The 11,639-nt window shown below is 60.4% G+C and carries 9 protein-coding genes; all 9 read right to left on the bottom strand.

Annotated elements, in window-relative coordinates; all coding sequences use genetic code 11:
• Positions 1-3: 3 nt before the first annotated feature.
• Positions 4-1,110 (bottom strand): 3-dehydroquinate synthase, encoded by a 1,107-nt coding sequence (aroB, locus tag HNQ39_RS06450; protein WP_184193120.1) that lies wholly within the window; start codon positions 1,108-1,110, stop codon positions 4-6.
• The gene (locus HNQ39_RS06445; protein ID WP_184193119.1) at positions 1,107-1,637 is read right to left on the bottom strand and encodes a shikimate kinase; all 531 of its coding nucleotides are present in this window, start codon (positions 1,635-1,637) and stop codon (positions 1,107-1,109) included. Before HNQ39_RS06445 ends, aroB begins: the two co-directional genes overlap by 4 nt.
• A gap of 79 nt (positions 1,638-1,716) precedes the next feature.
• The gene (locus tag HNQ39_RS06440; RefSeq protein ID WP_184193118.1) at positions 1,717-3,201 is read right to left on the bottom strand and encodes a hypothetical protein; all 1,485 of its coding nucleotides are present in this window, start codon (positions 3,199-3,201) and stop codon (positions 1,717-1,719) included.
• Between the two features lie 298 nt (positions 3,202-3,499).
• Complete coding sequence (locus HNQ39_RS06435) at positions 3,500-4,156, bottom strand: hypothetical protein (protein WP_184193117.1); 657 nt, start codon at positions 4,154-4,156, stop codon at positions 3,500-3,502.
• 116 nt (positions 4,157-4,272) lie between these two features.
• Complete coding sequence (locus tag HNQ39_RS06430; protein WP_184193116.1) at positions 4,273-4,983, bottom strand: hypothetical protein; 711 nt, start codon at positions 4,981-4,983, stop codon at positions 4,273-4,275.
• Positions 4,984-5,271: 288 nt separating this feature from the next.
• On the bottom strand, positions 5,272-6,087 hold the full coding sequence (locus tag HNQ39_RS06425) for a hypothetical protein (RefSeq protein WP_184193115.1): 816 nt from the start codon (positions 6,085-6,087) through the stop codon (positions 5,272-5,274).
• Positions 6,088-6,111: 24 nt separating this feature from the next.
• The gene (locus HNQ39_RS06420) at positions 6,112-6,774 is read right to left on the bottom strand and encodes a hypothetical protein (protein ID WP_184193114.1); all 663 of its coding nucleotides are present in this window, start codon (positions 6,772-6,774) and stop codon (positions 6,112-6,114) included.
• Positions 6,775-6,910: 136 nt separating this feature from the next.
• The gene (pilM, locus tag HNQ39_RS06415) at positions 6,911-8,377 is read right to left on the bottom strand and encodes a type IV pilus assembly protein PilM (RefSeq protein WP_343075954.1); all 1,467 of its coding nucleotides are present in this window, start codon (positions 8,375-8,377) and stop codon (positions 6,911-6,913) included.
• Between the two features lie 114 nt (positions 8,378-8,491).
• A complete protein-coding gene (locus tag HNQ39_RS06410) occupies positions 8,492-11,638 on the bottom strand; it encodes a polysaccharide biosynthesis tyrosine autokinase (protein WP_184193112.1) in 3,147 nt (1,048 codons plus the stop codon).
• Position 11,639 lies beyond the last annotated feature (1 nt).

Below are 11,639 nucleotides of genomic sequence, written 5' to 3'. Positions count from 1 at the left end.
CCCTCACACCTCCTGTCGGTGGCGTACCAGCCCGGAGCGCACCAGCTCCAGGGGCACCGGGCAGAGACGCACGGCACCGAGTGCCTCGGCGAGCACAAAGCGCGCCTCCCCCACCACGGCCTTTTTATCCCGCGCGGTGAGTGCCAGGAGCGCCTCGTCGGAGATATCGGTGGGCAGGGCTTGAGGAAGTCCCAGAGCCTCCAGCGCCTCTCGAAGAGCGCCGGTCACCTCTCTGGGAGTCACGCCGGCCTCCTCACCAATGAGGGCCGCAGAGACCATGCCAATGGCAACCGCCTCCCCATGCTTGTAGCGCCGGTAGTGGGTCGCTCCCTCAAGGGCATGCCCGATCGTATGGCCAAAGTTCAAGATCGCCCGCAGGCCGGTCTCCTCCCGCTCATCGGCGGTCACGACCTCGGCCTTGAGCTGACAAGAGCGCGCCACGACATGGGCAATCGCCTCGGGATCGATCGCTTGGAGCGGTTTGGCATGGCGTGTAACATAGCCCAGCAGCTCGGGGTCTTGGATCACACCGTACTTGACTACCTCCGCGAGCCCCGCCCGTACCTCACGCCGTGGCAAGGTGGTGAGCACATTAGGGTCGATGACGACAGCACGGGGCTGGTGAAAGGCTCCTACCAGGTTCTTTCCCTCGCGAAAATCGACACCGGTCTTTCCGCCGACGGAGGAGTCCACCATGGCCAGGAGCGTGGTGGGTACCTGGAGATAGTCCAGGCCGCGCAGGTAGGTCGCCGCGACATACCCCACCATGTCCCCCACGACCCCGCCGCCCAGTGCTACAAGAAGTGTCTTGCGATCCAGCGCCGGCGTGAGCTCGTAGAGACCTTCGTACAGACGACCAATCATTCGGAGGTTCTTGTGGTGCTCACCCGCCGGGTAGCAGAGCGTGTCCACCTGCAACCCCACCTCCTCAAGACTGGCCTGAACCTGCTGTCCCCAGCGCCGAAAGATCCCAGGCTGGCTCAGGACCACCACACGTGAGGAGCGGGCGACTGCCTTCGCTTGCTCCCCCAAGGTGCTGAGCGCCCCCGAGCCGATCTGAATTTGGTAGTCGCGCCCCTCGGAGAGCGCCACGGGCACCACTTGGCTCATACCAAACCTCGCTGATGCTGGCGAATGATCTCATCTACCAGTGCTGCGGGTGGGCGTGACGAGGTATCGACAATGCAGTGGGCAGCGCTCTGGTAGAGAGGACCACGCTCTGCCAAGAGACTCAGAATACGCGCCAGAGGGGGCTCCGGCTGGCCGCTGGTCAGGAGAGGGCGCTCCCCTGGCCGACGGCTCACACGCTCCGCTAGCACCTCGGGCTGTGCCGTGAGATAGACCACGAGGCTCCGGGTCCGCAGAGCGGCGACATTCTCCTCACGCAGAATCGCCCCGCCGCCCGTGGCGATCACTTGGCGCTCCCCAAGGGTGATCCCAAGGAGGACAGAGGTCTCTTTATCGCGAAAGGCAGCCTCGCCGTCACGGGCAAATAACGTCGGGATCGAGCACCCTGCCACTCTCTCCACGAGAGCATCGGTATCTTGAAATCGCCAGCCTAGCCTCTGTGCGAGCAGGCGTCCCACGGTACTCTTCCCGCTCCCCATGAATCCTATTAGTGCAATGTTATCCAGCATTTTGTCTGACGCATTGTATCGCAAGCAAAAAACCGGGTGGCGAAGACGCCACCCGGTTCTGCGAACCCATCAGGCTAGCTTAGAGGTTGCTACCGGAACCCGCTCCTGTGTTGGTCTCCTCGATGATTCGGGGAGTTACAAAGATCAGAGTCTCAACACCGGTCACGGTCTTGGATTTCTGCTTGAACAGATCTCCAATGATCGGGAGGCTTCCCAGCAGAGGCATGCGAATCTCGCCGCCATCTTCCTGCTTGGTGATAAAGCCACCGAGCATCATGGTGTCACCACTCTTGATACGCCGGAAGGTCATCACACCTTGGGTCGTCTGCCGTGGGGGTGTCCCTGAGGTGATAGCCGAGGTGAAGGACTGCAGCTGTGGTGTCAGGAGCATACTAATCGTGCCGTCGCCGTTGATATGCGGGGTCACGCTAAAGAAGTTGCTCGACGAGATCGGGAACAGCTGATTCGCAACCACCGGCTGTCCACCAAACGGCGGCTGGATAACCGTCGACTGCTGGATGTAAGCAAGGTCGGTCACAAACACCGATGCAGGTGTATTGTTCGAGGTGCTGATGATAGGTGCTTGCAGGACGTTATTGGTCTGCTTGACATAGGCTGCCCGCAGGTTCGCGACTGCATTACCCGATGCATAGGCAACCGTCATCGTGGGCGAGCTTCCCGCCGCAGGTGCCATGCTCAGATCGAGGTTGTTGGCCGGGCTGAACTGCCACTGAATACCGAAGTTCTCGATATCCTGCATATTCACGGTCACAAACTCAGCACGAATCTCCACCTGCTTAGGAGCCACATCAAGAAGACGAATCAGCGCCTTGAGCTCATCGATATCAGCGGGGTCACCCTGAACAATCAGCGTGTTATCGGCATCGCTGGAGAGGATGTTATCGATCCCTGGAGGTCGCAGAGAGCGCTGCTGTTGTCCATTAGCGCCACCAGGACCACCTTGGCCCAGCCCACCCTGACCAAGTCCACCTTGGCCAAAGCCAGCACCACCACCCTGGGGTCCTCGGCCACCGAAGCCGCCGCCACCAAAGCCACCGCCGCCGAAGCCGCCGCCACGCTGACCAGCACCCAGAGCACCGGTTCCAGAACCCTCTGTGGGAAGACCCGTGACAGGCTTCTTATCGGACTCCATCAGCGACACATTGGGAGGCCCAACAGGCTGGGAGTTCTTGTTTGCTGCCATTGCCTCCGGAATAACCATCTTACTAACAATATAGTTGTAGGTCGGGTCATCCAGCATCTTGACAAAGTCAGAGGGGGGAAGGTACTTCAGCTCGATCTTAGTAAGCTGTGACTTACCGCGAACGGGTGCAGCCGGTACGACAACAGGAGCAGCCTCAGGCTTCTTCTCAACAGGCACTTCAGTCCCCGCAGGGCGGAGATAGTAGATACCATCGCTCTCTTCAACCGTAGCTCCCGCAGCCTTGGCAATCGCCCGCAACGTCGCCTCGACGCCCTTATCAGTCAGCTTGATCGTCACATTCTGGTACTTACCCGGAATGATAACGACATTCTCCAGCCCACTCTGCTGGGTCAAGACCACGACTGCATCTTCCAGACGTGCATTCCGGAGATTGACATCGATGTTCTTTGTGACATCTTTGCCCGTGGTTGTCTGTGCTCGAGCCGTAGTTACAGTTGTAGCCAGGGGAATCGAAAGCGCACATACCGTTAGCAAAGCGCTCCGTCGCCAGGAATTTTGCATACATATCCTCCAAATTTCAGCAGTACTCCGGCCTTAGCCTGATTTATTAGGAGCACTGCCAGGGGTAATTACTTACCCCTGGAAAACCACCTTGAGCTCATTAAGGGAAAGGCTCATTAACGAACAAGCACGAAGGTTAGCGCCCGAAGCCACCGAAGCCGCCCATGCCGCCGCCCATCATGCCGCCGCCCATGCCGCCCATCATGCCGCCGCCCATGCCGCCCATCATGCCGCCGCCCATGCCGCCCATGCCCATGCCGCCGCCCATGCCCATGCCGCCGCCCATGCCGCCCATGTTACCAAAGCGGGAGAAGAAGGAGATGGTCTGCACGCCACCAAGGACAAGCTGAAGATCCAAGGGATCAAGATAGGTGAGGTTGATACGCTCGAAAGCAGCCGGAGGCCGGACAGGGTTCGGATCTTCCGGGGGAGTCCCACCGAGATCCTGCGGATTCTGGGTAACCGTACGAGGCTTCACAATCCAGACATCGTTCTCTTTGGTGTAGGTGAGTGGTATGCTCGAAGCACGCATGATCAGCTTGAAAGCATTCTCAAAAGGCTGATCCGTGATCTTGAGGGTCACAAACCCAGCGACATTGTTATCAATAACATAGTTGTTGATATTGGCCTGCTTAAACATCGCCTCAAGAGCACCACGGAGACCTGCATCCTTCAAGTCGATGGTGATACGCGGCATGTCCTGCCCGGCCTTCTGTGCATAGGCACTTGTCGGGCTGAGGACAGCCACTGCGCCTAAAGAGAGTGTCAGAGCCAAAAATTGCATTTTGTTCATCTTATTTACCTGTCTTGCTTTACCCCGCAAATCAGTATGCACCGTCTATTTTGGTGCATTATACCTGCTTGATGCTTCAGCGCCAAGCAGGATTTTCACAATGTTCCAGAGAGCGCCTACTGGATCGGTGCTCCACTACCACCACCGCTGCCCTTAGCTCCTCCGCCAACGCCACCGGGACCACGTCCACCAAAGCCACCAGGCCCCATACCAGCAGGTCCCATGCTCCCAGAGCCCATGCCGCCCGGTCCCATACCCGAGCCTGCATTGGACCCAAATTGCTGACGTAGCGCATCGCGAACCGCTGGTGCCAGAGCAGAAAGTTTGACCTCGACCGTTCGCCCATCTCGAGCACGAAGAATCAGATTATCCATAGTAATCGACTCAACCACGAGGGGGGGAACGTTGGGAATCCCACTCTCGACCTCAGCGCCGGGCTGAACAATCGTAATATCCGAGTCCGGGGGGTTCCCTGACTCCAGAATTGCAGTGATACCACCGTTGTAGAAGACACCCGCAATTCGTCGAGGAACCGGCGGTAGCGGCGGCAGATCGATATCCGGATCGCCTGTCAAGGTCGTCGGGGGAACGTACTTTGGAGGTGCCTCGGTTCGATGGTTAATCACGTAGTCCCAGGCAGGCGTGATCTGAACCACCTGCTTGAAGATAGACTCAAAGGGGTCCTTACGGGATGCCAGTGCAACCATCCCCTCACGGATAGGAGCAGGTTTAGCTCCCGCCGCATCGCCTCCCCCCATACCGCCACCCGCACCGGGCATCGACATTGGGGCCATGCCACCACCACCCGCACCCCAAAGCTTCTTCATGCTCTCAGGTGCACTGTCAAACGAGCTCACACGTCCGCCCTTGCCGCCCCCCATAGCGGTAACTCCAGGCCCTCCCCCCGGCTTCGGGGCAATTCCTGGTGCCATCGGGTTACCAGGAGCCTGCATTCCACCAGCGACTGGTGCTGCAGCGCCAGGCGCTCCCGGAGCAGAAGAGGGCGGGGTGTCCCCACCCGAGGAGCCACTATTGCAGCCCATGAGAGCTACGCCCCCGAAGACTGTCAGGGTCAACGCGAATGTTGCGATTTTCATCTATTTCCTCATCGCCTCTTAATCTAGCGGCGCGCCGCCACCTGGGCCCGCCGTTCCGGCAGCACCGGCTCCCGACGGAGCACCGCCACCCGCCATAGGAGGCATACCACTACCACTCAGGCTTCCGCTCATCATTCCCGGAGGCATACCGCCCCCCATGCCCATGGCACCGCCGCCCATTCCACCACCGGCACCACCACTCGCCGCAGGGAAGGTCGGGCCAGCCTTATCTCCTTGGGTAAACTCAAACACCTGGAAGTTGTAGCTTCCCAGCAGGCGAGGAGAGTTCCCTTGCAGGCTAAAGCCCGTGACAAGCACAAGGCGATCAAAGTTATTCCAGCGCTCGACGTGGCGCAAGATGGCATCAAAGTTCCCCGAGACCGTCACTGCTCCCTTGTTATCCGCAAACAAGGGACTATTGGACTGGTTGGGATCATCGGGCGGGGAGTAGAGGCTGTAGTTGGCCTGGACGATCTGGACACCCTTATCCGCACGGATAAACTTATCAAGCTTGGGTCCTAGGACATAGAGCTGCTCTTTTTGAATCTGCTGCCAAGCCGTGTAGAGGTTCGAGATATTGATCGTCGGCATAAACCGGCGCTCGTAGCGTCCCCAGTCCGCCTTCGCTGCTGCAACCTTAACAAGAGCATCTTTGTAGCCCTTGTCCGCCATCGGCTTGCGATCCGCAACAGACTGGCGATCTTTATAGCGCGTGTCTTGGGTCGCAATTTCTTTGTTTTTCGGATCGTTGATGGTGAACCAGAGTGTCAGCGCAATAATCGCCGAGAGGACACCAGAGATGATCCAAATCTGAGGGATTGTAAGTTTGTTCATGTCGTTATTCCTGGCTCCTCACGCCTACTGGTCGACCGCGCCGCCCTTGCCACCCATACCACCAGGAGGCATACCACTACCACTCAGGCTTCCGCTCATCATTCCCGGAGGCATACCGCCCCCACCGGGGAAGCCTCCCATACCACCGCCAGCACCACCGGCAGGGGCCGAAGGCGGGGTGACATTATGAATCAGCTGAGCAGATACCTGAACGGGGAACCCACGTCGTGCATCCGGAGGCAGCTGCTTCATGGCCTGCATGGTCCGCCAGTCGGGCATGCCCTTGATACTCAGTGCCTTGATATCCGGGTTTCCAAACAAGGTGAGATAGAAGCGCCCGACATCCTCGAGCTTAGGTACGAAGGCATTGACACTCAGGCTATCTCCCTGCACCGCCATGCTGTTGTACTCCACACCACGGTAGGTATAGCGTGCGACATTGCGGTAGACCAAGCCGGGGAACTTGTTGTAGAACTGGATGTCCTTCACAAAGTCAACCTTCGCCTGAAGCGGAGCAATCTCGGCGAGCTTGTTCTTTGTGTTCTGCTCCGTGGTCTCGACCGCAGTCGCATCAAGATCGGCCTGATCGGCCTGAGCCTTGATGTCGTTGTAGGTCTTCTCTTGAATGGTAAAGCGATAGACCAGAGGTGCCGCAATACAGGTAGCCAGAAGAACACCCGCCCACACGAGGTTGGCTCTCTTCTTTTTCTGTTCCGCTATATAAGCTGGTAAGAGGTTGATGCGCAGCATCGTTTTCCTATCTTCCCGTTATCCGTTTGCTCAGTAAGACCGCTACCAAGGCAGCGGCCTTCAAAAATTCTTTTTACTCTTTGCCCAGGACGGCATCCCGCGCCGCGAGGCCCAGTGCAACCACCAGTGACGGTGCCAGCTCCATCCTCCGGGTCACGGAGACCTGCTTGGAGGCCACGTTGAGACCGGCAAAGGGATCGGCCACGGTTGTGGGGATTCCAAGGTCGTGCTCAATGTACTGGTCCAGGTTCTGCACCCGAGCAGACCCACCACACAGGACGATCAGGTCCATCGTGTCGTTGGGATACTTCGAGCGGAAGTAGTCCACCGAGCGACGCAGCTCCATCACAAACTCACCCAGCATGGGCAGGATCGCATTGAAGACCTCTTTGCGACGCTGGTAGTAAGGATCGTCGGGCTCCGATGGAACCACGGCACTCTCAACTGGGGGAGGAGGATCGCCCCCACCCGCTTCGGTCTCGGGTGTATCGAAGGGATTGGCAAAGGGATTCGCCGCCGAGGCAAAGGGGTTATCATCGGCGATGTCAAAAGGCGATGCCGCAGGCGCAGCAGGAGCCTCACCACCTCCAAAGAGGGGTGGAGGCAGCGGAGCGCTCATATCGACATCGAAGATGGAGGAGACCCCGCCATCGACATTGTTCGACGACTCGCCGTAGAGCATCTCTTCGGCTTGGCCACTCTTGACCAGGTCCATCAGGATGACCGCATGCGCTCGTTTTTCATCCTCGGCCGCATCCATGGAGAGCCCCATGCGATCCGCAATGGCGCGGGTCAGGTTGTCTCCCCCAAGCGGGATGGTTCGTGGGTAGCGCAGAGCCCCCGACTTGAACACCCCCACGTCGGTCTGGGATGCACCGATATTGACCACGACGACGTTCTTGCTCTGGAGACCCTCACGAGAGAGATCGATCAGCGCACGACCTGCGGCCAGCGGCTCGACATCGATCACCAAGGGGGTCATCCCCGAGGCGGAGACCGTATCGATATGATTGCGGATCATGTCGCGCTGGGCAACCGCCAGCAGGACTTCCATGTTGGGATTGTTAGGATCGTTGTCCGACTCAGGGTTATCGATCTTCTGGAAAGACATCTCCACATCGCTGGCAGCGAAGGGGATATGGCGCTCCACTTCCCACTTCATGGTCTCGGCCAGCTCGCTGGGAGTCATCTTGGGCACCTCGATCACACGAACCACCATCCCGGCGGCTCCTGCAACCGACGACACGCACTTGGTCGCCTTGATGCCATTTTTCGTACGCATCTGCTTGATCGCAGCCCCCAAGGTCTTAGGGTCGGCGATCACCCCCTGCTGGACCGTGCCCGGCGGGGTATTTTCGACAGCCATGGCCGTCACACGCAGGCTACTGCCCGCGCCGCTGACCTCGACCATCTTGATTGTCTGCGTCCCGATGTCCAGCCCAACGAACGATCCACCGCTCGGTTTGGCACGAACAACCGGTTTGGGGCGTGGAGCAGCCTTCGCTCCCCCGCCTGGTTTCCCTCCGCCCAATCTCGCCACTACGCTATTCCTTCCTTCTCTCTGAGACAGAACATGGGCAATTATACGGTGTTGCCTTTTTCCATGTCAAGCACAAATCACAAAGGGGCCGTCGAAACGGCCCCACAGAGAGTATTATCGCCCCCGCTTGAACCAGCCTAGAATTCCACCCAGGCCTGCCGTTTTCCTCTTTTGCCGTGGACTTTCTTCATCGTCTTCGTCAAAATCTTCGTCGGCGTCGTCGTAGTCCTCGTCGTAGCCATCGTCAAAGTCCTCCAGATAGTCCTCGTCGTCCTCGTCACTGTCGAACTCAAACGTGATCTCGTTGTCGTCCTTAACGGGCTCTTTGACGGGCTCTGGTGGCGTAGCCGGGGGTGACATCGGTGAGGTTCCCCAGTTGGTCTTCCGTGGCTCGGCGACACTCCGGGGAGCCTCTGGGAGCTTGATAGGCTCGAGGGGCTCGTCGCGCTCTGGGGTGCGTGCCGGCTCCATCGGGGCACTGGCAAACGTGATCGGAGGCGGCTGCGGAGCAGGCGTGGTTGTCCTTGCGGGAGTAGCCACGGCATGGGGTAGCTCGACCACGACCGCACGGGGCGACTCCACCACCGGCGCGGCAACCGGCGCCGGGGCGGTGACAACCGACATCACCGGCGTGCTCGGCTCAGGGGCCACAGGAGCCGCCACCACAATGGGTGCGGCCTGGGCCACAGGCGCACTCGGAGCAGCGGCAGGAGCCGACACAACCGGAGCAGGCGCCGGGGGAGGCGTGCCCACCCCTGGGTTCTTGAGCGACGGCATGGGAGCGGGTGCGAGTGCCTCGGGCTCCTCGTCTTCATCGTCGTAGTCGTCGTCGTCCATGCCCTCGGACATGAGCTGCTCGAAGCGATCTTCTTCGTCAATGGCTGCGGCCGCCTCGTCAGGCACACCACCCATCGCACCGGCCGCCTTGAGACGCGGGTAGTACTGGTTGTGGTAGTGCACCGAGTCCACGCTCTCGCTCGGCGCGGCATTGAGGACGACCCCGATCAGGTTGGCGCGGGCCTTGGTGAGCATGCCCTTGACCTGCTCGACCGCCCCACGCGGGACATCGCCGGCGCGGATCACCAACATGGTCGCGTCCACAAACGAGGCCAGCACCGAGGTGTCCGAGAAGGCAATGGCGGAGGGCGCATCGACAATCACGATATCGGCGACCGCCTTGAGGCGCTCATGGAGCTCGCGCATCTGGGCCGAGCCCACCAGCTCACTGGGGTTGAGCGGCAGCGGCCCTGAGGTCAGCACGAGCAGCGACTCGATCTCGGTGCGCTGGAGTGCTTCGTCGATCGCCTGGCTCGTCCCTGCCAGCAGCGTGGTCAGTCCCTTCTCATTGGGGAGCGAGAAGACCTGGTGCAGGCTGGGGTGGCGCAGATCGCCATCGACCAGGATCACCTTCTTGCCCGCCTGTGCCATCGTGATCGCCAGGTTGGTCGCGGTGGTGGTCGCGCCCTGGCCCGGCTTGACTGTCGCGATCAGGAGCGACTTAAACGGGTGCTCCAGCTGGCTAAAAAGGATATCGGTGCGCAGCAGCCGGTAGGCCTCCGCGGTGGGCGAGAGCGGGTCGAGGTAGGTGACCCGCGGGGCGCGCCGTGGGTCGGGGAGCTGCGCGGGAATCTCTCCCGCCACGGGCAGCCCCAGGACATCCTCGGCGTCTTTCTTGGTACGCACGGAGTTGTCGAGGGCATCTAGGCCGATCACCAGCGCAATCCCGAGGAGCAGCGCCAGGGTCGTGGCGTAGACCAGGAGCTTGATGCCATTGGCCCAGGTATTCTTCGACGGGAGCACATAGGCCCGTGTGATCTGGATCGTCCCCGAGCGGCTCGACTGGATATTCTCCATGGTCGCGCTCTGGAGCTCCTGGTTGATCCGGGCCAGGTTCTTGTCCAGCCCCTCGATCTCCCGAGCGAGCTTGCTGTACTCCGCCTGAAGCGCAGGGGAGCGTCCCAGGCGAACCCGTAGCTTCTGGAACTGGGCCTCCGGTGCGGCAAGCTGTGCCCGCGCGCCCTCAAAGTTGGCCCGCGCGGTCGCCAGAGCGTTCTGCGCCGTGAGGTAGTTCGGGTTGGGCTGCGACTGGGTAAAGTTTTTGTGGTTCGCCTTGGCCTGTGCCTGTGCTGTCGTGAGGGCCGCGCGTGCCGTCAGAAGCTCCGGGTCGCTCTCACCCTTGGTGGCGGAGAGGCGCTGCACCTCGACAGAGAGCCTCTCCACATCGGCCTTGGCGCGCTTGTACTCCAGGTTCTCGTCGGCGGGGAGGTTCACCGTGATGGTCTTGGGCGTGCTGGCGGCGTTGGCGACCGCGGCATTGAAGGCCTGCTCGGCGCTATCACGGATTCCCTTGAGCTCAGAGATGCGGCTCTCCAGGGTCTGGTAGGACTGGCCGGTGACATCTTGCCCCAAGAGGGCCGTGAACTCGTCCTGGTTTTTAAACGCCGCCATCCGCCGAACCGCATCTTGGCGAGCGAGCTCTGCGGCGTCTTTCTGCTTGACCAGCCGTGCGATCGCGACTCGGGTGGCACCCTGGGCGTTGGTGGCGTAGTAGTCCAGAAACGCGACCGAGAGCATGTTCAGGTAGAGCAGTGCCTCGCTCTCCTGCTGGAAGTTGCCCATCACCTGGATCTGGTTGTCGAACTGGCGGGAGTTCTCCGTGTCCATCAGGCTGATAATGGGCTTGACATCCACCTGCTGGCGGTAGATATCCGCGAGCTCGCCGGCCTCTTTCTTGACCCCCTCAGGGAAGTAGGCACCGTGGCGGTCGCGGGGGGCGGCGAGGCGTGCCACTTCGTCCTGGCGGAACTTGCGGCGCTGCGCGGCGATCGTGGCATCGCGCTGATTCTCGGGGAGCTCGCCATCGCTGACCAGCTGGCTCACTTTATCGGCGATCTGGGCATCGTAGGGCGCGAAGTACTGGTTGCGCTCCAGGATGCTATAGACCTCTTTCTTGCGCGACTCTTCGTCCTTGCGCAAGAGCTCGGCGGCCTGCGTGTAGATATTGTTGTTGCCGCTCAGCTGGGTCGCGAGCTCCGAGATACGCTTGCTCGTATCGGTCTGCACCATTGTGGTCTCGCCATTGTTTCCCATGGCAACACTCGGCCCGGCCTGCTGCAGGGTGAGGCGTGCATCCGCGACCACGCCGGCCCGCTGGTTCTGGATAAAGATCCCAATCACCACCAGAACCGCCGCCACGAGCGCCAGCCCGATCACCAGGTAGATACGACGGTTAATCAGCCGCCAGATTCGCCAGAAATCCATT

Origin of the sequence: Armatimonas rosea (assembly GCF_014202505.1) — a bacterium.
GTDB classification, from domain to species: Bacteria; Armatimonadota; Armatimonadia; order Armatimonadales; family Armatimonadaceae; genus Armatimonas; species Armatimonas rosea.
Note: the sequence above shows the minus strand (reverse complement) of the source record. Positions and strands in the feature narration are given on the sequence as shown.

Excerpts from the sequence above, each read along its gene's own strand:
- aroB (WP_184193120.1), bottom strand. The coding sequence starts at position 1,110 with ATGAGCCAAGTGGTGCCCGTGGCGCTCTCCGAGGGGCGCGACTACCAA.
- HNQ39_RS06445 (WP_184193119.1), bottom strand. The coding sequence starts at position 1,637 with ATGCTGGATAACATTGCACTAATAGGATTCATGGGGAGCGGGAAGAGT.
- HNQ39_RS06435 (WP_184193117.1), bottom strand. The coding sequence starts at position 4,156 with ATGAACAAAATGCAATTTTTGGCTCTGACACTCTCTTTAGGCGCAGTG.
- HNQ39_RS06430 (WP_184193116.1), bottom strand. The coding sequence starts at position 4,983 with ATGAAGAAGCTTTGGGGTGCGGGTGGTGGTGGCATGGCCCCAATGTCG.
- HNQ39_RS06425 (WP_184193115.1), bottom strand. The coding sequence starts at position 6,087 with ATGAACAAACTTACAATCCCTCAGATTTGGATCATCTCTGGTGTCCTC.
- HNQ39_RS06410 (WP_184193112.1), bottom strand. The coding sequence starts at position 11,638 with ATGGATTTCTGGCGAATCTGGCGGCTGATTAACCGTCGTATCTACCTG.